General features: G+C 77.2%; 19 protein-coding genes and 1 pseudogene. 11 read left to right on the forward strand and 9 right to left on the reverse strand.

What is annotated here, in order from left to right:
- The 3 genes and pseudogenes from G6556_RS02120 to G6556_RS02130 form a co-directional block, all read left to right on the forward strand.
- Positions 1-813 (forward strand): annotated as a pseudogene (locus G6556_RS02120) (hypothetical protein); the annotation flags it as partial.
- A 471-nt stretch (positions 814-1,284) separates the two neighbouring features.
- Positions 1,285-1,701: a hypothetical protein gene (locus G6556_RS02125; RefSeq protein WP_240933506.1), complete on the forward strand. Its 417-nt coding sequence runs from the start codon at positions 1,285-1,287 to the stop codon at positions 1,699-1,701.
- Between the two features lie 85 nt (positions 1,702-1,786).
- On the forward strand, positions 1,787-2,473 hold the full coding sequence (locus G6556_RS02130) for a DUF6766 family protein (RefSeq protein ID WP_166938180.1): 687 nt from the start codon (positions 1,787-1,789) through the stop codon (positions 2,471-2,473).
- 48 nt (positions 2,474-2,521) lie between these two features.
- On the opposite strand, the gene G6556_RS02135 is transcribed toward G6556_RS02130, so the two are convergent.
- Positions 2,522-3,460 (reverse strand): glycosyl hydrolase, encoded by a 939-nt coding sequence (locus tag G6556_RS02135; RefSeq protein WP_166938182.1) that lies wholly within the window; start codon positions 3,458-3,460, stop codon positions 2,522-2,524.
- Between the two features lie 163 nt (positions 3,461-3,623).
- Between G6556_RS02135 and G6556_RS02140 the strand changes: the two genes are divergently transcribed.
- From G6556_RS02140 to G6556_RS02155, 4 genes are all read left to right on the forward strand, one after another.
- Complete coding sequence (locus G6556_RS02140) at positions 3,624-4,031, forward strand: phage holin family protein (RefSeq protein WP_166938184.1); 408 nt, start codon at positions 3,624-3,626, stop codon at positions 4,029-4,031.
- Positions 4,032-4,091: 60 nt separating this feature from the next.
- Positions 4,092-7,805, forward strand: coding sequence for a TM0106 family RecB-like putative nuclease (locus G6556_RS02145; protein WP_346774670.1), 3,714 nt, complete (start codon positions 4,092-4,094; stop codon positions 7,803-7,805).
- A 98-nt stretch (positions 7,806-7,903) separates the two neighbouring features.
- Positions 7,904-8,386, forward strand: coding sequence for a DUF1269 domain-containing protein (locus G6556_RS02150; RefSeq protein ID WP_166938185.1), 483 nt, complete (start codon positions 7,904-7,906; stop codon positions 8,384-8,386).
- A gap of 10 nt (positions 8,387-8,396) precedes the next feature.
- The gene (locus tag G6556_RS02155; RefSeq protein ID WP_166938187.1) at positions 8,397-8,894 is read left to right on the forward strand and encodes a hypothetical protein; all 498 of its coding nucleotides are present in this window, start codon (positions 8,397-8,399) and stop codon (positions 8,892-8,894) included.
- A gap of 5 nt (positions 8,895-8,899) precedes the next feature.
- Here the strand turns inward: G6556_RS02155 and G6556_RS02160 are convergent, their stop codons facing one another.
- Positions 8,900-11,446 (reverse strand): LuxR C-terminal-related transcriptional regulator, encoded by a 2,547-nt coding sequence (locus tag G6556_RS02160; RefSeq protein ID WP_166938189.1) that lies wholly within the window; start codon positions 11,444-11,446, stop codon positions 8,900-8,902.
- Between the two features lie 367 nt (positions 11,447-11,813).
- On the opposite strand from G6556_RS02160, the gene G6556_RS02165 reads away from it, so the two are divergent.
- Together G6556_RS02165 and G6556_RS02170 are read left to right on the forward strand one after the other, a co-directional pair.
- A complete protein-coding gene (locus tag G6556_RS02165) occupies positions 11,814-12,248 on the forward strand; it encodes a DUF6325 family protein (RefSeq protein ID WP_346774671.1) in 435 nt (144 codons plus the stop codon).
- 62 nt (positions 12,249-12,310) lie between these two features.
- Positions 12,311-12,646 carry an SHOCT domain-containing protein gene (locus G6556_RS02170; RefSeq protein WP_166938190.1) on the forward strand — a complete coding sequence of 112 codons (336 nt, stop codon included), beginning with the start codon at positions 12,311-12,313 and terminating at the stop codon, positions 12,644-12,646.
- 123 nt (positions 12,647-12,769) lie between these two features.
- Here the strand turns inward: G6556_RS02170 and G6556_RS02175 are convergent, their stop codons facing one another.
- A complete protein-coding gene (locus G6556_RS02175; protein ID WP_166938226.1) occupies positions 12,770-14,269 on the reverse strand; it encodes an MFS transporter in 1,500 nt (499 codons plus the stop codon).
- 62 nt (positions 14,270-14,331) lie between these two features.
- Positions 14,332-17,085: an HAD-IC family P-type ATPase gene (locus G6556_RS02180; protein ID WP_166938192.1), complete on the reverse strand. Its 2,754-nt coding sequence runs from the start codon at positions 17,083-17,085 to the stop codon at positions 14,332-14,334.
- 202 nt (positions 17,086-17,287) lie between these two features.
- Here G6556_RS02180 and G6556_RS02185 point away from each other — a divergent pair, with 202 nt between their 5' ends.
- Positions 17,288-17,668: an SHOCT domain-containing protein gene (locus G6556_RS02185; RefSeq protein WP_346774672.1), complete on the forward strand. Its 381-nt coding sequence runs from the start codon at positions 17,288-17,290 to the stop codon at positions 17,666-17,668.
- A gap of 167 nt (positions 17,669-17,835) precedes the next feature.
- Here G6556_RS02185 and G6556_RS02190 read toward each other — a convergent pair whose 3' ends face one another.
- Together G6556_RS02190 and G6556_RS02195 are read right to left on the reverse strand one after the other, a co-directional pair.
- Positions 17,836-17,964 (reverse strand): chromosome partitioning protein, encoded by a 129-nt coding sequence (locus G6556_RS02190; RefSeq protein ID WP_166938194.1) that lies wholly within the window; start codon positions 17,962-17,964, stop codon positions 17,836-17,838.
- A gap of 49 nt (positions 17,965-18,013) precedes the next feature.
- The gene (locus G6556_RS02195; protein WP_166938196.1) at positions 18,014-19,024 is read right to left on the reverse strand and encodes a hypothetical protein; all 1,011 of its coding nucleotides are present in this window, start codon (positions 19,022-19,024) and stop codon (positions 18,014-18,016) included.
- A gap of 304 nt (positions 19,025-19,328) precedes the next feature.
- On the opposite strand from G6556_RS02195, the gene G6556_RS02200 reads away from it, so the two are divergent.
- Positions 19,329-20,168, forward strand: a complete 840-nt coding sequence (locus G6556_RS02200) for an alpha/beta hydrolase (protein WP_166938198.1) — start codon at positions 19,329-19,331, stop codon at positions 20,166-20,168.
- 38 nt (positions 20,169-20,206) lie between these two features.
- Here G6556_RS02200 and G6556_RS02205 read toward each other — a convergent pair whose 3' ends face one another.
- The 3 genes from G6556_RS02205 to G6556_RS02215 all read right to left on the reverse strand — a co-directional run bounded on the left by G6556_RS02205 (position 20,207) and on the right by G6556_RS02215 (position 22,143).
- Complete coding sequence (locus G6556_RS02205; protein ID WP_346774673.1) at positions 20,207-20,860, reverse strand: uridine kinase; 654 nt, start codon at positions 20,858-20,860, stop codon at positions 20,207-20,209.
- A gap of 31 nt (positions 20,861-20,891) precedes the next feature.
- On the reverse strand, positions 20,892-21,401 hold the full coding sequence (locus tag G6556_RS02210) for a DUF664 domain-containing protein (RefSeq protein ID WP_166938200.1): 510 nt from the start codon (positions 21,399-21,401) through the stop codon (positions 20,892-20,894).
- Between the two features lie 100 nt (positions 21,402-21,501).
- Entirely contained in the window at positions 21,502-22,143 is a 642-nt protein-coding gene (locus tag G6556_RS02215; RefSeq protein ID WP_166938202.1) for an SRPBCC family protein, read from the reverse strand.
- Positions 22,144-22,349 lie beyond the last annotated feature (206 nt).

Raw genomic sequence — 22,349 nt, forward strand, 5'->3', positions numbered from 1 at the left:
ATCGGCTCCGCGGGGTCGGCGGAGAAGGTCGCGCTGCTGACCGAGAAGTACGGCTACGACGCCGCGTTCAACTACAAGGACGGCGTCCAGGACGGTCCCGCCGAGCCCGGCCTGCCGTCGGTCACCGTCGAGCTGTACCGGGCAGAGCTGGCTGGCGGCGGCGCCGCGCGCGGCCGTGCGGCGTCCGCCGTGGCGACGGCGGTGGCGCCGGACCTCGTCGCGCACGTGCAGACGGCGGCGGACGGCGCGTTCGCGTTCACCGGGCTGACGGCCGGCGCCTACGCGGTCCGGGTCCGCTATCCCGAGTCGCTGGCGGTGACCTGGGACTCCGAGGGGCTGTTCGACGCGAGTGCGCAGGTCCTCGTCCCGGAGAGCGGCGAGGCGCAGGCCCAGGTCGGGCTGGCCGGCGACGCACGGGCGGACCTCCGGGTCCGGACGCCCTCGGGTGGTCCGGTGAGCGGCACCGTGCTGCTGTGGTGGGCGGGACCCGACGGCACGTTCGGCACGGCCGACGACGTGCGCGTCCCGGTCGAGGCGGTGGACGGGCGCGTGGTGGTGGACGGCCTCCCCGCCGGCGACTACCGCGTCGTCGGCCCGGACGGGGTGGCGGTCTCCCCGACGCTCGCCCTCACCGCGGAGGTCCGCTCGTCCACCGTCACGCTGGGCGCCGACCCGGCGGCGGCGCCGGTCGCCGCGCCGGCGCTGGCCGCGACCGGGTCGGCGGGTGCGGCCCTCCTCGTCACGGCGTGCTGGCTGGTCGCCGGCGGGCTGGTGCTCGCCCGGGTCGGCCGCGCGGCGCGGCGGTCCCGGTGACCGGTCGGAGCAAGCGCGAGGACGCCCCGCCGGGGCGGGCACGGCGGGACTGAACGGCGTCGAACCGCACGTCACCCGCGACGAGGGCCCGGCACCGTTCGGCGAACCCCTAGCTGCCCGATGCTCCCTGCAGCGCACGGCGGTGCGGGAGTCAGCCGGTGGGTCGCACAGCTCCTGGCGCCGGCACCGACGCGCAAGCGCACGGCCGCCGGACAGCGCCTCGCCGCGCAGCGCGCAGATCACCGCCAAGGCCCCGAACGCCACGTCTCCTGCAGCACTGATGAGCCTGAATGTGTGCTGTCGTCGGCGGACGGAACCAGCCCAGGACTGCGGTCTCCCGCAGTCGTCCTGACGATCCCAGTACCGCCCACCAGCACGAAGGCCCCAGGTCACCGACCTGGGGCCTTCGTCGTGCCCTGGGCATCGCCCGTTCGGGATGCCGGTGCCGCGGTTCCCTGCGAGCATCCGGCCATGGCCGCTCGATCCCGGGCGATGGTCGTCGTCGCCCTCGCCGCTCTGCCGCTGGCCGCGTGCACGCCGCCCGGTGACGCGCCCGCGGCGGCGGTCGCCGACTTCTACACCGCCGTGGCGGACGGCGACGGGGCCGCCGCGTGCGCCGACCTGACCCCCGCGGTCGTGGCGACGGTCGAGGAGGAGGCCGGGTCCTCCTGCGCGGACGCGCTCACCACGGGCGAGCTCGGTGACGACCTGCAGGACCGCGCGCAGGGCACCACCGCACCGCGGGTGCGGGTGGCCGGCCGGCAGGCCCAGGCCGTGCTCGGGACCGACACCGTGTTCCTGACCCGGTCCGGGTCCGGCTGGCTCATCACGGCCGCGGGCTGCACCCCGCGGCCGGAGCGTCCGTACGACTGCGAGGTGGAGGCATGAGGGCGCAGCGCATCCTGTTCGCCGCGACGCTGGCCGTCGTCGTGCTCGGGCTCGTCTACAGCGCCGTCATCGCCGGGATGCAGCGGTGACCGGCCGGGGACCGCGCGCGCTGCGGGAGAACGGCCTGAGCCTGTTCTTCGGGGGGATCTTCGTCGCGGCCGTCGCCGGGCAGGCGGTCAGCGGCCTCGCGCTCGTCAACCGCGAGCAGGTCGCCGCCGGGCTCGACCCCCTCACGGCCGGGCAGTACCTCACCTCGTCGGCCTTCCTGGTGGACCTGACCGAGAACTGGCAGTCCGAGTTCCTGCAGTTCCTGCTGTTCATCGGCGCGACCGTCTGGCTGCTGCAGCGCGGGTCGCCCGAGTCCAAGAACCTCGACTCGGCCGGTCGGGAGAGCGACGAGGAGCAGCGCGTCGGGGCGTACGCGGCTCCGTCGTCCCCGTCCTGGGCGCGACGGCGCGGGTGGCGCCTCGGGCTCTACTCCCACTCGCTCACGCTCGTCATGGGCGCGATCTTCCTCGGGTCCTGGCTGACGCAGTCGCTCACCGGGGCCGTCGCGTACTCGGAGGAGCAGATGCGCGACCTGCAGGACCCGGTGACGTGGACGGAGTACCTCACGCTGCCGGACTTCTGGAGCCGGACGCTGCAGAACTGGCAGTCGGAGTTCCTCGCCGTGCTGTGCATGGTGGTCTTCGCCGTCTTCCTGCGCGAGCGCGGCTCCCCCGAGTCCAAGCCCGTCGGCGCGCCGCACGGCGCCACCGGCGTCGAGTCCTGACCGGCCCGACCGGTCACGCCCTCCCGGCGGCGGGCGGCTGCCGACGCGTCACCGGGGCGCGACCGCGGCCCGGAAGGCGGCGAGCGAGGCGGCCGAGCTCGCGATGCGCCAGTCCGTCTCCTTGTTCTCGTCGAACCAGACGAGGCCGGCGAGGTCGCCCTGGAGGGCCGCCCACCCGAACAGCTCCGTGACCCAGCGGGCCTTGTCGCCGCCCTTCTCCGTCGAGGCGGTCTCCGCGAGCAGCAGCGGCTTGCCCGGGGCGACGCGACGCAGCTCGGCCACGGTCGGGCCGAAGACCTGGGACGGGCTCTGCCAGACCGAGCCCCGGCGCGCGGTCCCCCAGTTGTAGCCGTCGACGCCGACGACGTCGACGTGCTGGGCGCCGGGGTAGACCGACGCGATCGGGGTCGACCCGGGGAACGACACGTTGGGCGACCACACGCGGACCACGCGGGTCGCCCCGCGGCTGCGCAGGAGGTCGTGGACCCGGCGCCACACGGCGACGTACTGCCCCGCCGTGTTGCCGCCGACGCCCACCGCGCACGGGTATCCGCCGGCGTTCATCTCGTGGGCGAACCGCAGGTGCACCGGCCCGCCGTACGCGGCGAGCGCATCCCCCCACCGGCGGATCGTCGCGTCGTGGTCGCCGGCGAGGAACCGGGCGAGGGCGAACGCCTTCTGGTTCTTGCGCGCCGGGTCCCACGGCTCCCAGGTCAGGACCGGCACCGCCCCGGTGGCGGCCACGGCGGCGAGCTTGGCGGGGTCGGGCGCCTCCGTGAACGACGCGTACCAGAGCGCATACGCCGGTGCCGCCCGCAGCGCCGCCGCGCGTGCCGACCACGCCGGGACGTCGAACGGGCCCCACGGGACGGTGAGCCCGAACGGGACCGGGCCGGTCCCGGCGGACGCGGGCGGGGCGGGCGAGAGGGCGAGCGCGGCGGCGCCCACCGTGGCGGCGGCCAGGAGCGACCGGCGGGAGATCGGCATGCCGCGGAGATCGACGGCGGCGGCGCGCGGTTGACGGATCCTGAGCATCCGGATGCGGGCGGCGGGCGAGGTCACCCCGCGGAGGTGATGCCGGTCGGGAGCGCCGGCGCCACGGTGGAGAGGCCGCCACGACCGCGCGGCTTCCCGGACGCAGGAGCCCGCCATGATCATCTTCCTGATCCGGGTGCTGATCTTCCTCGGGTCGTCGGCGCTGGGGCTGTGGGTGGCCTCGCTCCTGCTCGACGGGTTCCACCTGACCGCCGGCGGGTTCCTCGCCGCGGTGGTCGTGTTCACGGTGGCGCAGTCCGTGCTGTCGCCGTTCATCGCGATGATGGCGAACCGGTACGCCAGCGCGTTCCTCGGCGGCATCGGCCTGGTCTCCACGTTCGTCGCGCTGCTCATCGCCTCGACGTTCACCGGCGGGCTGACCGTCGACGGCGGGGCGGCGACCTGGATCGCCGCGGTGGTGATCGTGTGGCTGGTCACGGCGCTGGCGACGTGGGTGCTGCCGTTCCTGCTCCTGCGCAGGCGGCTCGAGGAGCGGCGGGCCGGCGGACCGCGGCCCGCGTGACGCCGAGCCGCTGCCCGACGGGCCGCCCGCCGTGTCCCCGGCGCCACGTAGCCTCCTGGCGTGCAGATCCTCGACGACGGCGCGCTCGCCCTGAGCGCGAGCGACCTCGGTGCGGCGGCGGCGTGCCAGTTCGCCGTGGCCCGCGCCCTCGACGCCGCGCTCGGCCGCGGCCCGGCGGTCCCCCGCGCGGTCGACGCCACCGCCGCCCGCGCGGGCCGGCTGGGGGCGGAGCACGAGCGCCGCCTGCTCGACGCGCACGTCGCCGCGCTCGGCCCGTACGACCCGGCGACCGGTCGCGGCGTGCTGGTGCTGCCCCGGCCGACGGACCGCACCGCCGCGGGGCTCGCGGCCGCGCACGACCGCACGCTGGCGCTGCTCCGGGCGGGCGTGGACGTGCTCGGCCAGGCCGCGCTGTTCGACGGGACGTTCACCGGGTACGCCGACTTCCTGGTGCGCGACCCCGGCCACCCCAGGCCGCGGTACACCGTGGTGGACGCCAAGCTCGCGCGCCAGGAGCGCCCCGCCGCGCTGCTCCAGGTCGCCGCCTACGCGGACCAGCTCGCGGCCGCCGGCGTCGCGCTCACCGACCACGCGGAGCTCGTCCTCGGCGACGGCCGCACCACCCGGCACCGGCTGCGCGACCTGGTGCCCGTGTACCGGGACCGTCGCCGGCGGCTGCAGCGGCTGCTGGACGAGCACCGCGCCGGCGGCTCCCCCGCCGCCTGGGGCGACCCCCGGTACCGGGCGTGCGGACGCTGCGCGGTGTGCGCGCCGGAGCTCGAGGCGCGGCGGGACGTGCTGCTCGTCGCGGGGGTGCGCACGACGCAGGCCGCCCGGCTCCGGGAGGCGGGCGTGCGGACGATCGAGGACCTGGCCGCGCGGACCGAGCCGGTCGACGGCGTCGGGACCGGGACGCTCACGACGCTGCGGGCGCAGGCGGCGCTGCAGTCGCGGCAGGACCACGGGGACGGATCGGTGCTGTTCGACGTGTTCGACCCCCGGCCGATCGGCGTGCTGCCCGCCCCGGACCCGGGCGACGTCTTCTTCGACTTCGAGGGCGACCCGCTGTACTCCGCCGGCGAGGTCGGCACCGACGGCCAGCCCGCGGCGTGGGGCCTGGAGTACCTGTTCGGGCTGGTCGAGACCCCCGCGACCCCGGGGGCGGCGGCGCCGTTCCGGGCGTTCTGGGCGCACGACCGCGCGCAGGAGAAGCAGGCGCTGCTCGACTTCCTCGCGTACGTGCGCGAGCGCCGGGCCGCCCACCCGGGGATGCACGTCTACCACTACGCCCCGTACGAGAGGTCCGCCCTGCTGCGGCTCGCCGCGCGGCACGGGGTCGGCGAGGCCGACGTCGACGAGCTGCTGCGCGCGGGGGTGCTCGTCGACCTGTACGCGACGGTGCGCGGGTCGCTGCGCACGGGGCAGCGGTCGTCCTCCCTCAAGCAGCTCGAGCCGCTCTACATGCCGGGGCACCGCACCGGTGAGGTGACGACGGCCGGCGACTCGATCGACCAGTACGCGCAGGCGTGCGCGCTGCGGGACGCGGGCGACGACGCCGGGTGGCGCGCGGCGCTGGCCGCGATCGCCGAGTACAACGCGTACGACTGCGCGTCGACGCGGCACCTGCGCGACTGGCTGCTCGCCCGTGCCGCGGACGTGGGCGTGCACCCGCGGCCGCCGGGACCGCCCGCCGTGGCCGACGGGACGGGCGGCGCCGAGGGGACCGGCGACCCCGACGGGTCCGGCACGGCCGGCGGGACCGGCGACGGCGCCCCCGAGCACGACGCCCTGGTCGCCGCGCTCGCCGCCCACGCCGACGACCCGGCCCACCGCCCCGAGGGCGACGCCGGCCGCCGCACCCCGGACCAGCAGGCCGTCGCCCTGCTCGGCGCCGCCCTGGGCTACCACTGGCGCGAGCAGAAGCCGTTCTGGTGGGCGCACTACGACCGGCTCTCGTCGGACCCCGCGGACTGGACCGACCCGCGCTCCACGTTCGTCGCGGAGCGGGTCGAGGTCGTCACGGGCTGGCACACCCCGCCGCGCGCCCGCACGCAGCAGCGCGTCCTGCGGATGACCGGCCGGCTGGAGCCCGGCAGCGAGCTGCGCGCCGGGGCCACCTGCTTCGGGCTGTTCGACGACCCGGTGCCGGAGCACGCCCCGGTGCCGGAGCACGCGACCCGCGGCTGCGCGACCGGGTTCACGGTCGTGGAGGTCACCTCGGCGGGCGACGGTCCGGCCGCCCGCGACGAGCTGCTGGTCACCGAGCGGCTCCAGGCGGCGTGGGCGCCGCACGACCGGCTGCCGATGGGGCTGGGCCCCACCCCGCCGCCGCCGACCGCCACGATCGCGGCGGCCCTGCGCGCGCTCGCCGCGGGCGTCGTCGCCGGCCTGCCCGCCGTCCCGCACCAGCCCGCGCTCGACCTGGCGCGCCGGCTGCCGCCGCGCACCCGCTCGGGCCGGCCGCTCCCCGTGCCGGCCGACGAGCCGGACGGGATGGTCGGCGCCATCGCCGCCGCCCTGCGCGACCTGGACGGCTCGTACCTGGCCGTGCAGGGCCCGCCCGGGACCGGCAAGACCTACACCGGCTCGCACGTGATCGCCGCGCTGGTCGCGGAGGGCTGGCGGGTCGGGGTCGTCGCGCAGTCGCACGCGGTCGTGGAGAACCTGCTCGCGAAGGTCGTCGACGCGGGCGTGGACCCCGCCGCGGTCGGCAAGAAGCCCCGCCCCGGCGCGCCGACCGCGACGCCGTGGACCGCGCTGAAGGACACCGGCGCCTTCGGCCGGTTCTTCGCGAGCCAGCTCGGCGGGTTCGTGGTCGGGGGCACCCTGTGGGATCTCACCCACCCCGAGCGGCTGCCCGACGGCGGGTTCGACCTGCTGGTGGTCGACGAGGCCGGCCAGTTCTCGCTCGCGAACACGTTCGCCGCGTCCGCGGGGGCGCGGAACCTGCTGCTGCTCGGCGACCCGCAGCAGCTCCCGCAGGTGTCCCAGGGCGACCACCCCGAGCCGGTGGACACCTCCGCGCTGGGCTGGCTGACCGACGGCCACGACACGCTGCCGGCGGAGCTCGGCTACTTCCTCGACGCCACCTGGCGGATGCACCCCGACCTGTGCGCCCCGGTGTCCGACCTCGCGTACGAGGGGCGGCTGCACGCGGTGCCGTCCGCCGCCGCGCGGCACCTCGACGGCGTGCCGGCGGGCGTGCGGACGGTGCTGGTCGACCACGACGGCAACGCGGTGTCCAGCGTCGAGGAGGCGGAGCAGGTCGTCGCCGAGGTCCGCGCGGTGGTCGGCCGGACCTGGACCGAGGACGGCCTCGCGCGACCGCTGGCCCCGGCGGACGTCCTGGTCGTCGCCGCGTACAACGCCCAGGTGTGGACCCTGACCCGGGCGCTCGTCGCGGCCGGCCTCGACGGCGTGCGGGTGGGGACCGTCGACCGGTTCCAGGGCCAGGAGGCGCCGGTCGTGCTCGTGTCCCTCGCGGCGTCCACCCCCGAGGACGTGCCGCGCGGGATGGAGTTCCTGCTGTCGCGGAACCGGCTGAACGTCGCGCTGTCCCGCGGGAAGTGGGCCGCCGTGGTCGTCCGGTCGCCCCGGCTGACGGACTACCTCCCGGGCAGCCCGGCGCAGCTCGCGGAGCTGGGGGCGTTCCTGCGCCTGGGCGCCGGGCCCGAGGCCGGGACGGCGGCGGCCGGCGCCCACCGGTGGGACGACGCGGCTGCCGCACCGCGCCGGTCCACCCGGGCGCCGGGGAGTCTCACCCAGGCCGGGTGAGCCGGTCGGCACGCCGCCCGGGAGACAGTGACGTGCGGGCAGACCGTGCCCGGACCCGGACCGGCGCGCCGCACGCCGCCGCACGAGGAGGACGAGCGATGACGACGTTCACGGCCTGGAAGTTCGACAGCCCCGAGGGCGCCGAGCGCGCGCGGGGCGCCCTGCGCGACGCCCAGGGTGAGGGGATCGTCACCGTCGTGGACTCCGCGGTGGTGTCCTGGCCCGAGGGCGAGAAGCGCCCGGAGCTGCACCACCACCACGAGGGCGGCAAGCACGCGGCGGGCTGGGGCGCGCTGTGGGGCCTGCTGGTCGGCGGCCTGTTCTTCGTGCCGCTGCTCGGCGCGGCGGCGGGCGCGGGCATCGGTGCCCTGGCCAAGTCGGTCGAGGGCGTCGGGATCGACGAGAAGGACCTCATCAAGCTCCGCGACGAGACCACCGAGGGCACCTCGGTGCTCCTGGCGGTCACCCAGGACGGCGACCTCGACCGGCTCGGCGAGCGGTTCCACGGGCTGGGCTCCCGGCTCGTCGCCACGAACCTGACCGAGGCCGAGAAGAGCCTGCTGCTCGAGACCTTCGGCTGAGCGGCCCGCCGTGGCCGGCACCGAGGCGCTGACCCGTCCCCGGCTGGTCCGGCGCCGGGCGGGGCACCTGTACGGCCTGGTCGTGACCGGGTCGGTGCTCGCGGCCGCCCCCGACTCGATCGGGCTGGCGCGGCTGGCTCTCGCCCTGCTGGGCACGCTGCTCGTCTACTGGGCGGCGGAGAGCTACGCGCACTGGACCGCGACGCGGACCCTGCTGGGCCGCAGCCTGCACGGCGAGGAGCGGCGGGAGGTCGTCGCGGACGGCCTCCCGCTCGTCGCCGCGTGCCTGGTCCCCGTGGCGGTGCTGCTCGCGGAGGCGCTGCTGGGCGTCGCCCCGGGCACGGGGGTGCGGATCGCGCTGCTGACGAACACCGCGCTGCTCGTCGGGGTCGGCTGGCGGATGGCCACGTCCGGCGGCGTGCGGGGGTTCGCCCGGGTCGCGAACTCCGTGGGCGTCGGGCTGCTGGGCGTCGCGATGGTGGCGCTGAAGTACGCGCTGCACCACTGAGCCGGTCAGCTCAGCAGACCCAGCGACCGTCCGCGGGCCACCGCCGCCCGCCGCGTCTGCACGTCCAGCTTCCGGTAGAGCGATTTCAGGTGCGCCTTGACGGTGTTCACCGAGACGAACAGCTCCTCGGCGATCTCGGTGTTGCTCGCCATGCTCGGCAGCGCCGCGAGCACGCTCAGCTCGCGGTCCGTCAGCGGGACGGGCAGCGGCTCGGGCTCGGGGGCGGGCTCGGGGGCGCCGATGTGCGCCACCAGGGCCGCCGCGAGGGCGTCGCCCCGCTCCGGGAGCACCCGCGCGAGGGCCGCGTGCCCCGCCGCGCCCGGGACGACGAACGGGCGGACCACCCGCTCCGTGCCGGCGACCGCGAGCGCCCGCCGGGCCAGGTCGTCCGCCAGGGTCGGGGCGCCGCGCTCCTCGGCGAGGTGCGCGAGCAGGAGGGTGGCCTCGGTCTGGGTCAGCGTCTCCCCCACGTCGGCGGCCCAGCCGGCGGCGACGCGGGCGTGCCGCACCGCGGCCGGCGCGTCCCCGCGGGCCCACGCGCGGCGCGCCGCGACCAGGGCCTCCAGCGGGGAGGCGATCCGGGCGTCCGCCGGTCCCGCGGCGGCGTCGGCGCCGGTGAGCGCGGCGAGCTCGGCGGCCGCGCGCAGCCGGAGCGCGGCGACCAGCGCGGGGGCGGGTCCGGCGGGCCGCTCGGCCGCGAGCGCGTGCGCGGCTGCCCGCACCCGGCCCCGGCCGAGGGCCGCGAGCGCCTGGACCGCGTGCAGGGCGGCGACCGACCACGGGTCGTCGCCGGCGTCGGTCGCGGCGAGCCCGTAGGCGACCGCCCGGTCGGCGTCGCCCCAGCGGGCGCGGAGCAGCGCGACCCAGGCCAGCGCCGCGTAGGCGGGACGGACGTGCGCGTACGCGGTCCAGCCCGACGTGACCGCGACGTCGACGGCCTCGCGGGCCGCCCTCTCGGCGGCGTCCAGCCGGCCCAGCACCGCGAGCGCCAGCGCCAGCCCGGCGCGCGCGCTGAGCGAGGTGAGGTCGACCGCGTCGGGGTCCTCGGCGACGGAGGCCGCGAGCTCGCGGTGGGCGCCGACCGCGTCGCCCTGCCAGAGCAGCGCGCCGCCCCGCAGGTCGTGCGCGGAGCGCAGGTACGGCAGGTACGCCGGGAACGGCCAGGGCGCCTGCGCGAGCGCCTCGAGCGCCGCCACGGCGCCGCTCCCCTGCCCGCCGACGTCGCCGCTGCCCCGGGCGGCCGCGGCGTCCAGCAGGTCGGCGAGCACCCGGGCGGCGACCGGCGGCCGGCCCGCGCGCGCGGCGTCGTGGGCGGCGAGCGTCCGCAACCGGGCGACGTGGGCGCGGCACGCGGGGTACGCGCGGTCCACGTGCGCGAGGGCCGCGGCGCACAGCTCGGACCATGCGGCGGGGGGCGCCTCGTCGTACGGCAGCCGGAGCAGCGCCTGACGCACCGCCTCGCGGTTCGGGGTGACGAGCAGCGGGGCGGCAGCCTCGGCCAGCACGCGGCCGACGAGGTCGCCGTCCTCCGCCTCGGTGGCGTGGTCGAGCGCGGCCACCGGGTCGCCGTGCCGCAGCAGCCACCGGGCCGCGCAGGCGTGCGCGTCCTGGTGCCCCTCGGGGTCGCGGACCCGCAGCGTCGTGTGCAGGATCTCGCGGAGCAGCGGGTGGTAGCGCAGCGACGCCCCGGCCGGCGCGACCGGCCCGACGAAGTCGTGCGCCGCCGCGAGGGCGTCGTGCAGGCGGTCGGACGGTGCGCCCGGGCTCAGCGCGCGGGCGAGCTCCGGGCTGAACGTGGGGACGACGCTGGAGCGGAGCAGGAACGAGCGGACCGCGCCCGGCTGCCGGTCGACCACCTCGTCGACCAGGTAGTCGGCGACGGCCCGGTCGTCGGCGAGCGCCTCCTCGACGTCGTCCTCGGTGGGCGGCTCGCCGACCCCCTGCAGCCGGGCCAGCCGGCCCAGGGCGATCCGCACGCCCGTCGGCCAGCCCTCGGTGCGCTCCAGGACGAGCCGGGCCTGCTCGCGCGTGACGTCGACGCCCTCGACCTCGCCCAGGGCGCGCACGTCGGCGGCGGTGAACGCGAGGTCCTCCGCGGCGAGCAGGGTGGCGCCGCGGCGTCCGACCGGCGGCTCCGAGCGGCTGAGGATCAGCAGCCGCAGCGGCACGTCCGCCGCGAGCAGGTCCCGGACCGTCTGCACCACCGTGTGGTGCCGCACGACGTCCAGGTCGTCGACGACCAGCGTCGACTCCTCCGGCAGCGACGCCAGGCCCCGCATCCACCGCGCCACGAACGCCGGCGTGCTGGTGGGCGGCACCCGCAGCCGGGCGAGCGGGTGGTCGGCCGGCACGGCACCGCTGGCCCGCAGGGCGTCCAGCACCCGGCTGGCGAGCGCCTGCGGCACCGTGTCGCGCGGCTCCAGCGACAGCCAGGCCACCGGGCCCGGCCGCGCCGCGGCCCAGGTCGCCACCGCGGTCGTCTTGCCCCAGCCCGCGCCCGCCGCGACGACGGTCAGCCGGCCGTCCCCGTCCCCGTCGAGCAGCTTGTCCACGGCGGGGCGCCGCACCGTGCGCGCGGCCGACGGCCGCAGGGTGCGCTGCTCCGGCGTCCGGACGTCGAGCCTCCCGGTCCCCCTGCCCGGTGGCTCGCGCAGTTCCCGTCCGGCGCCCCTCCCCGGGGAGCCCATGGCCGCAACGTATACCCGCGCGTCGCGGTCCCGGGAGGGGTTCCGGGGCGAGCCACCCCTGGCGGGTGAGGCCCGCCGGCGACCCCGCCCCGAGGGCGCCGGGGTGCCTCGCGGGGCTCTCCACCCGCGGCGGGTGATGCCCGCCCGACCAGCGCCGACGACCGTAGGACCCGGGCCCGCGGGGGCGGACCCGCCCGGGGCGACCGGGCGCCGCGGAGCGCAGGAGGCAGTCGTGGAGACCGCGATCGAGGACATGGGCCCGGTGGACTACCTGGTCGTCGAGTTCCCGGAGAACCGCCTGGACGGAGAGGCGTTCCCCCTGCTGATGGACCTGGTCGACCGGGGCGTCGTCCGGGTCCTCGACCTGGCGTTCGTCGCCAAGGCCGACGACGGGACCGTCACGGGCATCGACCTGCAGGAGCTGGACGCCACCGGCGACTTCGACGTCACCGTGCTCGAGGGCGCGTCGTCGGGGCTGCTCGGGGACGACGACCTGGCCGAGGCGGCCGCGGCGCTCGCGCCGGGGGCGGCGGCCGGGGTGCTGGTGTACGAGAACGCGTGGGCGGCGCCGTTCGCCACGGCGCTGCGGCGCGGCGGCGGGCAGCTGGTCGCCAGCGGCCGGGTGCCGGTGCAGGCGCTGCTGGCGGCGCTCGACGCGACGGACTGACGCGGCGCCGTCGCGCGCCGCGGGACTGCTCAGGACGAGGACCAGGGACGAGGAGGGGGACCATGCCCGGACTGCTGCGAGGGGTGGCCAGGACGGCCGTGATCGCCGGGACCGCGAGCGCGGTGTCGGGCCGCGTGCAGCGGCGTCAGCAGGGACGGTGGGCGGAGCAGGACGCGCGCGCCGCCCAGGCCCAGTACGCCACACCGGTGCCGGCCGGCTACGGCCCGCCGGGGTACAGCCAGGAGCCGCCGTACCCGGCGGTGCCGGCGGGGTCGCCGGCGCAGGACGCCGCAGACGCCCGGATCGCGCAGCTGCGCGACCTGGCCCGGCTGCGGGACGAGGGCGTCCTGACGGCGGAGGAGTTCGCCGACCAGAAGGCGCGCATCCTCGCGACCTGACCGCACCTGCGACCCGACCGCACCTGCGACCGGACCGCACCTGCGACCCGACCCACCCGCACCGCACCGGCGCGGGTGGGTCGCGTGCGTCCGCCCCCCGGGTGCCGGGTCGTGCGGTCCGGGTCAGGCGGTCCGGGCCGGCGTCGCGGCCGCGCGGCGCATGCGCAGCGCGTTGGCCGCACCCAGGACGCCCGCGACCAGCGGCACCAGCAGCGCGGCCTGCAGGGCGCGCGGCCGCACCTCCTCGTTGATCCGCACGACCTCGGCGGCCGCGGCCGGCGGCTCGTCGGCGAGCAGGGCCTGGAGCTGGGTGGTGCTCATCAGCTCGGCGTCCTCCTCGAGCGCCGCGGCCACCCGCTCCTGGTCCGCCGGCGCGAGCACGTCGCTGGCGCGCGCCTGGGCGGTGAACCCGGCCGACAGCGTGGCCAGCAGCACCGCGCCCGCGAGCGCGAGCCCGAACGACAGCCCGAACGACCCGCCGGCGGAGTTCACGCCGGCGGCCTCGCTGACCCGCTCCTCCGAGACCGGCGACAGCGTGTAGTCGTTCAGCTGCGAGACGAGCAGCCCCAGGCCGCACCCCGCGACGACCAGCGGCCCGGCGAGCGCCCACCCGGACCCGGCGCGCGGCACGACGGGGAGCAGCGCCCCGACGCCGGCGACCAGCAGGCCGAACCCGCCGAGCACGACCCGGTGCGCCGGCCACCGCCCCGCCCGCCGGCTCATGGCGAGCGCGACGACGAACATGCTCAGCGACAGCGGCGCCAGCGACAGGCCCGCGGCCATCGCGTCGTACTCCAGGACCATCTGCAGGAAGATCGGCAGCGCGATCATCGCCCCGCCGAGCGCCACCTGCTGGAGCAGCTGCTGGGAGACCCCGATCCGGAACCGCGGCGGCCGGAACAGCCCCGGGTCGATGAGCACCGCCCGCCCGCGCCGGGAGCGCCGCACGAGCCACAGCGCGAGCCCGGCCAGCGCCAGCACGCCCACGGCGAGCAGCAGCCCGACCGACTCGGCGCCCTCCTGCCAGGCGAGCACCCCGAGCACCAGGCCGCCCATCCCGGCGGCGGACAGCAGCGCCCCGACGACGTCCACCTCCCGCGATCCGGTGTACGGCACGTCCCGCACCAGCCGGATGCCGGACAGCACGACGACGATGACGACCAGCTCGAGCCCGAACGCGACCCGCCAGGACAGGTAGGTCGTGATGAACCCGCCGAGCAGCGGGCCCACCGCCGCGGCGATCGAAGCCGCGGCGCCGACGAGCGCGTACACCTTCTTCTGCGCCGTCCCCGTGAAGTTGCCGTGCACGAGCGACTGCATCGCCGGCAGCAGCAGCGACGCCCCGAGCCCGCCGACGACGGCCCACAGCACGATCACCGCGGTCAGGCTCTGCGCGAACGTCATCGCCGCCGCGCCGACGGCGTAGCCGAGCAGCCCGAGCACGTACGCCCGCCGCCGCCCCACGAGGTCGCCGACCTTGCTGCCCACGAGGATGAACGCCGCCGACACCAGCGCCTCGAGGGCGATCGCCGACTGCACCCCGCTCACCGTGGTGCCGAGGTCCCGCACGACCGCGGAGATCGACACGTTCATCAGCGAGGTGTCGACGACGAGCACGAACATCGCCAGCGCGAGCAGCACCGCCAGCCGGCGCTCCGTGCGGCCGAGCGCCTCGGCCGGGGCGGTCACCGGACCGGGGTGCGCGCCGGGGTGGCGACCGCGGCGCTCGCCGGGACCTCGGCCCCGCCGCGCCGCGCCGCCAGCCGCGCGACCCACCGCGCGACCTCGGCGACGACCAGGTACCCCAGCACCGCGAGCAGGCACACGCCCCACTGCTGCAGGCTCAGGTCCGTGGTGCCGAACAGCCGCTGCAGCAGCGGGATCGACGTGACCAGGACGGTGAGCCCGACCACCACCAGCACCAGCGTCACGAACCGGGCGTTCGCCACGGTCTCCGCGCGCAGCACGCTGCGGTACCGGTCGCGCCACTGGGCGGCCACGACGACGTGCACCAGCGAGGTCGCGGTGAGCCCCATCGTGGTCGCGACGAGCAGCCCGTACCGGGGCTCGGCCCAGGCGACCACGAGCAGCGCCGCGACCGCGACGAGCACCCCGTCGACGGCGAGCCGGGCGCCCAGCGCGCGGCCGAGCACGGGGGCGTCCGCAGCGCGCGGCAGCCGGCGCATGAGGTCGGAGGCGGGCGCGTCGAAGCCCAGGCCGATCGCGAGCACGACGTCGATCGCGAAGTTGACCCAGAGGATCTGCAGCGGGGACAGCGGCACGCCCCCGGCGATCGTGAACACCCCGGCGCCCACGAACGTGAGGATGAACCCGATCAGCACGACCATCTGGAACCGGATGTACCGCATGAGGTTGTCGTAGAGCCCGCGCCCGCGCTCCACGGCCGTGACGATCGTGGCGAAGTTGTCGTCGGTCAGGATCATCTCGGCGGCGTCCTTGGTGACCTCCGTGCCGGTGATCCCCATGGCGACCCCGATGTCCGCCCGGGTCAGCGCGGGCGCGTCGTTCACGCCGTCGCCGGTCATCGCGACCACCTGGCCCCGGCGCTTGAGCACGTCGACGAGGCGCACCTTGTCCTGCGGGGCGACGCGCGCGACCACCCCGATGCCGTCCACCTCGGCCTCCAGGCGCTCGTCCGGCAGCGCGGCGAACTCGGCCCCGGTCAGCGCCCGGCCCTCGATCCCGAGCTGCCCGGCGATCGCGGCGGCGGTGGTCACGTGGTCGCCGGTGATCATCCGGACCCGGATGCCGGCCTCCTTGCACGCGGCGATCGCGTCCCGCGCCTCCTTGCGCGGCGGGTCGACGATCCCGACCAGCGCCAGCAGCTCAAGGCCGTCGACGAGGTCGAGCAGCTCCCCGGCCAGGTCCGCCTGCCCGACGTCCTTCTGCGCGAGCGCCAGGACCCGCATCCCCTCGCCGGCGAGGGCGTCGTTCTCGGCGACGACGCGGTCCCGCAGGTCGCCGATCGGCCGCGTGCTGCCGTCGGCGTCCCGGTAGTGCGTGGCCCGCGCCAGCAGCACGTCGGGGGCGCCCTTGACGTAGCAGCGGACCGCGGGCACGCCGGCGACCTCGACGTCGTGGAACGTCGCCATCAGCTTGTACGCCGCGTCGAACGGCACCTCCGCCACCCGGGGGTACGCGCGCCGGGTCTCCTCGACGTCCAGCCCGCCCTTGGCGGCGAGCACGACCAGCGCGCCCTCCGTCGGGTCGCCGACCAGGTCGCCGTCCCGGACGGTCGCGTCGCTGGCGAGCGCCATCGGCAGCAGGAACGGCTCCAGCCGGATCTCGGGTCCGCCGCCGGTCGCGAGGATCCGCCCGGTGGTCGCGTAGCCCTCGCCGTCGACGCCGTACCGCCGGCCCGCGAGCACGAGCCGCCGCGCGGTCATCTGGTTGAGCGTGAGCGTCCCCGTCTTGTCCGAGCAGATCGCCGACGTGGCGCCCAGGGTCTCCACCGAGCGCAGCCGCTTCACGATCGCCCCGGCGCCCGCGAGCTCCCGGGTGCCCAGCGACAGCAGCATGGTCACGACCGCCGGCAGGCCGGTCGGGATCGCGGCGACCGCCAGGCTGATGCCGACCAGGAACAGCGTGTCGAAGTCCTCGCCGCGCGCCAGCCCGAGCACCACCACGAGCACCAGCGCGACCGCCGCCATCAGCGTGATCACGACGGTCAGCCGGTTGAGCTGCCGGGTCAGCGGCGTCTCGTCGGTCTCGACGGCGCCGAGCATCCCGGAGATGCGGCCGACCTCGGTCGCCATGCCGGTCGCGGTGACCACCATCTCGCCGCGGCCCCGGGTGACCTGGGCGTTCATGTACGCCATGTCGACGCGGTCGCCCAGCGGCACGGAGTCGCCGGTCACCGGGTCGACGGACTTGGGCACCGGGGTGCTCTCGCCGGTGAGGCCCGCCTCCTCGATCTCCAGGGACGCCGCGACCACGAGCCGCCCGTCGGCGGGCACCTTGTCCCCCGCCTCGAACCGGACCACGTCGCCCGGCACCAGCTGCTCGGCCGGCACCTGCAGCACCTGGCCGTCCCGCAGCACGCGGGCCGTCATCACCAGCATGGTGCGCAGCGCCGCGACGCTCTCGGCGGCCTTGCCCTCCTGGTGCAGCCCCATGAGCGCGTTGACGACCGTCAGCCCGAGGATCACCAGCCCGGTGCCGAGGTCGCGCAGCGCGACCATGCTGACCACCGCGGCGCCCACCAGCACCAGCTGCATGAGGTCCGCGTACTGCCGGGCGAACGCGCGCCACGCCGGCTCCGGCGCCTCCTCCGCGAGCGCGTTCGGCCCGTGCTCGCGCAGCCGCTCGGCCGCCTGGTCCGCCGTCAGCCCGCGCGCCGGGTCCACCCCGAACGCCGCGCACGTCTCCGCCACGGTCGCGGCGTGCCACTCCCGCGCCGGCACCTGGGTCGTCGTCATGTCCCCGCCCGTCGCCGCCGGGCGCCCGGCGGCGCCCCTCGACCACCGTCGCCGCGCCGCCGACGGCCGGGCCTCACCCGGCGCGGGTAGTCGGGGCCCGGCTCACCCCCGGCGGGTGTGACGCCGCAGGTCGCGGCCCGGCAGCGTGATCACCGGCCGGTCACGGACGCGGTCGGCCGCGGCTCGAGCGAGGGGTGGGACCGTGAACGACTTCTGGGACTGGTTCTGGCTGATGATCTGGTGGTTCCTGTTCGTCGCCTACCTCGTGCTGCTGTGGCAGATCTGCGGCGACCTGTTCCGGGACCGCGACCTCAGCGGCTGGTGGAAGGCGGCCTGGATCGTGGCGCTGATCGTGGTGCCGTGGCTGTCCATGCTCGTCTACGTCATCGCACGCGGGAAGGGCATGGCGGAGCGGCACGCGGCGGCGATCGCGAGCGCGCGCCGCGAGACGGACGCCTACATCCGGCAGACGGCGGGCAGGTCGCCGGCCGACGAGATCGCCGACGCCAAGGCCCTGCTCGACCAGGGCGTCATCGACACCGAGGAGTTCGGCCGCCTCAAGGCGCGCGCCCTCGCGGCGTGACCCCGGGCACCCGTGACCCCGCGCAACCGCGACCCCGGGCGCCAGGCGCGCCGAGGTAGGGCCGTCCGCGCCAGGTAGGACCGTGGACGGCCCTACCTCGGGCTGGCGGCCCTACCTCGGCGACGGGGCGGTCGGGTGCGCAGGCACCGGGCGCGGCTGCGCGACGGTCAGCGCTCGGGCTCGTCGCGGGTGGGCGCCTCGCCGTCGTGGTCGTCGGGCAGCGGGTCCGGGTCGACGTCGAGCGTCGGCAGGTCGGGCTGCTGCGGGTCGAAGCTGTCGGGGATGTCCTCGCTCATGCGACCACGCTGCCACCGGGCGGGACCGGCCGCACGGCGGCGGCCCGGGTCAGCGGAGCAGGCCGGCGAGCACCCGCTCGGCGTCCGACCCCGCCGGCACCGGCAGGTCGAGGGCCGCGTCGCCGGCGCGCAGCGTCACCACGACCACGCCCGCGTACGCCGGGTGCGGCACGGCGCGCACGTCGGTGAGCCGCTCCAGCGGCAGCACCACCCGCGACTCGGAGTGCACCGGCGTGCGGCCGCGCGCGAGCCACGCCCGCCGGCCGAACACCTGCAGCTCGCGCCCGTCGGAGGCGATGACCGCCGCCTGCACCGTCATCGGGTGCAGCAGGTGCACGGCCCGCGACACGCCGCCGCGCAGCGGCACCACGGTCCGCCGGGGGTGCGCCGCGAGCGCCCGGAGCCCGGGCTCGCGGTCCGCGACCTCGCGGTAGGCCGAGACCAGGCCGATCTCCTTCTCGCCCAGCGCCCGCCGGTCGAGCCGGCCGAGCCCGGGTGCACCGGCGGTCGGGTCCCGCGGCGCGGGGTCGCCGGACGTCGGCACGGGCCAGGCGAGGGCGCGCAGCGCGTCGACGAACCCCTCGACCACGTCCGCCGACGAGCCGCTGAACCGCACGGCGACCGAGGGCCCCGCGAGCGCGTGCACCGTGAGCCGGCCGTCCAGCAGGTCGACGCTGGTGCCGACCGCCGCGACCTGGTCGTACGGCACGTCGAGCACGTCGTACCCGCGACCGCCCGTGGTCCCGCGGGACGTCCCGCGCCCGTGCGCCGCGGCGTCGCCGCCCGTGCGCCGGCTGAGGGCGGTGAACCGGTCCGGGCCGAGCACCAGCAGGTGGTCGTACAGGTCCATGTCGGGGGTGGCGTCCCGGCGGGCGATGTCGCGGGGCACCTTGAGCACCAGCCGGCTGCCCGCGAGGTCGACCGGGTGGTCCCGGTACAGCGGCGGCACCTCCTCGGCGGTGCGCACCGGGTCCACCCACGGCCCGAACGCGTCGTACTCGGGGGTGCTCGGGGCGTCGCCCGTGCCGTCGTCCTGCCGCCGCGCCGTCGCCGCGTTCATCGTCCGCCTCCTCGCGTCCGGGCGGGGTCGCCCTCCCACCAGCATCCTCCTCCGCGCCGCGCACCGCCGCCACGACGGCAGGTGCCGGCTGCACGCGGACCCCGTCCCGCGCCCGCGACCTGTCGTCCCGGCAGGTCCGGGGGGTTCCGCACGGTACCCCCGGCGCGCCATGATGCCGCCGGGGAGCCCGTCGCGGCCCGGCCGCCCGGCTCCCCTGGTGCCACCGTGCGAGACCCCCGCGTCGGGCACGCCCTCCGGGCTGCTCACCGTCCGTCCCACCACCCCACCACCCTGGGAGCACCTCATGACCGCACCGCTGCCCGCCGGAGCCCCGGACACGATCGTCCTGGTGCACGGCCTCTGGATGACCCCGCGCTCGTGGGAGCACTGGGTCCCGTACTACGAGGCGAAGGGCTACCGGGTGCTCGCGCCCGCGTATCCCGGCTTCGAGATCGAGGTCGAGGCCCTGCGCGCCGACCCGTCCGTGATCGCCGCCCTCACCGTCCCCGAGACCGTCGACCACCTCGCCGGCATCATCGAGGCCCTGGACGCGCCGCCGATCATCATCGGCCACTCGTTCGGCGGGACCCTCACCCAGCTGCTGCTGGCGCGCGGGCTCGGCGCCGCCGGGGTGGTGATCGACTCCGCGCCGACCGAGAACGTCTACGTGACCCCGCCGTCCCAGCTCCGGGCGCTGCTGCCGACGTTCACGCACCCGTCCACCCGGCACGAGGCGGTGTCGTTCACGCCCGAGCAGTTCCACTACGCGTTCGCGAACACGCTCAGCAGGGAGGACTCCGACGCCGCCTGGGAGCGGTACGCCATCGGCGCGCCCGGCGCGTGGCTGTGGGCGTACGGCCTGATCGCCAACTTCAAGCCCGGGCACCAGGAGACCTGGGTCGACTACGACGCGGACCGCGCGCCGCTGCTGTTCCTCGCCGGCGGGGAGGACCACATCATGCCGCCGTCGGTGAACCGCGGGAACGCGAAGAAGTACGGCAGGTCCCCCGCGATCACCGAGTACGTCGAGATCCCGGGCCGGTCGCACTGGACCTGCGCGGAGCCGGGCTGGGAGGCCGTGGCGGACCGGGCGCTCGAGTGGGCCGTGGCGCACGCGGTCCGGCCGGCGGTCGAGGCGGGCTGACGCGCGGCCCACGGCGGGCCGGAGCCGGCGTCGGCGCGTCAGCGCTCGACGACCCACCCGGGCCGCCGCGGGTCGTCCACCCGGACCACCACGTCCGCCGTGCCCTCCGGGTCCGCCTCGGCCCGGTACCGCTCCTCGGCGGGCAGCCGCCAGGCGTCGTCCGGCGGGGTGCGCCGCGCGAGCGTGTCCGGCCGCACGGCCAGGTGCACCACGAGGTCCGCCGGGAGCCACCTGCCCAGCAGCAGGCCGCCGTCGAGCAGCAGCACGGTCCCCGGCGCGGTGGGCACCCGGGTGGCCCGCGCCGACCGCTCCCGGGCGGCGTCCCACAGGGCCGGCAGGTACGTCCCGTCGCCACCCGGGCCGAGCGGGTCCAGCACCTCGCGGACCAGCGCCCCGGCGTCCAGCGCGTCGTCCAGCAGGGCGTCGGGGTCCTGGCGGCCGTGCTCGAACCGGACCCCGGCCGGGCGCAGGAAGTCCCCGGCCGACACCCGGACCGCTGCGTGCCCGCGGGCGCGCAGCGGCTCCACGAGCGCGTCCGCCAGCCCGCCGGGCCCGGTGGGCGGCGCGCCGTCCAGCAGCACCCGCCACCGCCGGTCCGGCCCGTCCGCCGCGCGCGCGGCCGCCAGCCCGTCGGCCACCCGGTCCACCAGCCGCCCGACCAGGATCTCGGGGCTCACCGGCTCGACGCGCACCGGGACATCCTCCCCCGCCGGCGCGGGGCGCTCAGGAGCGCGACGTGACGACGCCCTTGACGAACGCCGCCTGCCCCGCGTGCTCCAGCACGTCCCCGAGCACGCTCACGAGCCGCACCCCGACGGTCACCGGCGGGTCCCACCGCTCGTCGATGACGCGGCCGAGGTCCTCCTCCGACAGCCGCCGCAGGTAGGCGTCGGTCGCGGCGCGGGTCGCGTCCGCGTAGGCCCGCAGCAGGTCCGCCTCGACGCGCACCTGCGCCACCTCGTCCGGGCTCTGGCCGTAGCCGGTCGCGTCGGTGCCGAACGGGAGCCCGAACCGCTCGGCGAAGCCGTCCGCGGTCCACACCTGCTCGGTGCCGGCGACGTCGGCCACCTGCGCGTCCTCGACCCGGGCCAGGTGCCAGACGAGCCAGGCGATGGTGTTCGCCTCCGGCCCGAGCCGGGCGGTCAGCTCGTCCTCGCCCACCCCGTCGAGCACCCCGTGCACCAGGTCCCCGATCCGGCCGAAGCCGTCCTGCAGCACCGCCACGCCGTCCACGCGCACTCCCCTCGCCCGCCGCCCCTCGGCGGTCCCGTGATCGCTCGTCCACGACCGTATGCCGAGGTGGTGACACGTGCGCGCCGGGGAACGGGGCGCGTCAGGCCGGCGTGCGCTCCGCGCGGTCCCGGACGCCGCGCAGCATCCGCTCGGTCATCAGCAGGCTGACCCAGGACACGGCCTCGACCATCCAGCCCGCCCACGGCTCCGCGTACGCGTACCGCTCCCGCACGACGAGCCGGCAGCTGTCCGGGGTGGCGCCCGGGCGCAGCACGAACGCCCACGCGAAGTCGAACGGCGGCGCGTCCTCGTCCGGCAGTGACGGGCCCGCGCCGTGCAGCACCAGGGCGTGCGGCGGCTCGAGCACCGTGACCGCCAGGCCGACCTGCGGGGCCAGGCGCACCTCGTCGCCGACCGCGAGCTCCTGCCAGCGCGGCTCGATGCGGTCGGCGCTGGTGATGCCGAGTCCGGCCAGCTGCTCCAGCGCGTCGTAGCTGTAGAAGCCGCCGCGCCCCTGGCCGAGCTGCAGCAGCCACGGCCACACCCGCTCGGCGGGGGCGTGCACGGTGATCGCCCGGGTCGCCACCAGGTCGGCGTCGGGGACGAGGTCGTCGCCGGGCAGCCCGATCGCCCGCTCGACCTGGGAGGCGCCCCAGCGCAGCGCCTGCCCGCGGGCGAGGCAGTAGCCGGCGACGGCCGTGGCCGCGATCGCGAGCGCGCGCACCGCGCGGTGGGGAGTCATGCCCTCACCCAACCCGCTCGCCCTCGCCCGCACCAGGACCGTCGGTCCCACGCCGGGTGTCCAGAGCCCGTCGGACCTAACGGGTCGGAGCGCCCAGGTCACTGGACACTCGTCGCCGCGCCGCGCCCGGCCGCGCCGCGCACGGTCCGGTCGTACGCGAGGGGCCCCGCTGCGCGTGCGCGCTGCGGGGCCCCTCGACGGACGCG

The sequence above is a fragment of the Cellulomonas sp. IC4_254 genome (assembly GCF_011603975.1).
GTDB lineage: Bacteria > Actinomycetota > Actinomycetes > Actinomycetales > Cellulomonadaceae > Cellulomonas.

Coding starts and splice junctions, on each gene's coding strand:
- G6556_RS02125 (WP_240933506.1), top strand. CDS start 1,285: ATGGCCGCTCGATCCCGGGCGATGGTCGTCGTCGCCCTCGCCGCTCTG.
- G6556_RS02135 (WP_166938182.1), bottom strand. CDS start 3,460: ATGCCGATCTCCCGCCGGTCGCTCCTGGCCGCCGCCACGGTGGGCGCC.
- G6556_RS02140 (WP_166938184.1), top strand. CDS start 3,624: ATGATCATCTTCCTGATCCGGGTGCTGATCTTCCTCGGGTCGTCGGCG.
- G6556_RS02150 (WP_166938185.1), top strand. CDS start 7,904: ATGACGACGTTCACGGCCTGGAAGTTCGACAGCCCCGAGGGCGCCGAG.
- G6556_RS02170 (WP_166938190.1), top strand. CDS start 12,311: ATGCCCGGACTGCTGCGAGGGGTGGCCAGGACGGCCGTGATCGCCGGG.
- G6556_RS02175 (WP_166938226.1), bottom strand. CDS start 14,269: ATGTTCGTGCTCGTCGTCGACACCTCGCTGATGAACGTGTCGATCTCC.
- G6556_RS02180 (WP_166938192.1), bottom strand. CDS start 17,085: ATGACGACGACCCAGGTGCCGGCGCGGGAGTGGCACGCCGCGACCGTG.
- G6556_RS02190 (WP_166938194.1), bottom strand. CDS start 17,964: ATGAGCGAGGACATCCCCGACAGCTTCGACCCGCAGCAGCCCGACCTG.
- G6556_RS02195 (WP_166938196.1), bottom strand. CDS start 19,024: ATGAACGCGGCGACGGCGCGGCGGCAGGACGACGGCACGGGCGACGCC.
- G6556_RS02200 (WP_166938198.1), top strand. CDS start 19,329: ATGACCGCACCGCTGCCCGCCGGAGCCCCGGACACGATCGTCCTGGTG.
- G6556_RS02215 (WP_166938202.1), bottom strand. CDS start 22,143: ATGACTCCCCACCGCGCGGTGCGCGCGCTCGCGATCGCGGCCACGGCC.